This window comes from Peribacillus simplex (genome assembly GCF_001542915.1).
In the GTDB taxonomy this organism is placed as follows: Bacteria; Bacillota; Bacilli; order Bacillales; family DSM-1321; genus Peribacillus; species Peribacillus simplex_B.
In genome coordinates, this window is sequence record NZ_LNNH01000017.1 from 1 (window position 1) to 201 (window position 201).

Here is a 201-nt window from a genome sequence, read left to right on the forward strand (position 1 = left end):
CATTTCAAGTTGATCTCGCTGAATAGAATCATGTTTAGAAAGCATCCTCATCACCTCAAGTTTTAATCCTTCAATTTTAAAACAAAAATGACTCCAGTCAGAAGTGTTCTATCTAAAAGGTAAGACAAAGTTGATTGGAGCGGGTGTTCGAGACTCCTGCGGGAAAAGCGCGTCTAGGGGAGACCCCGCAGGCAAAGCCGA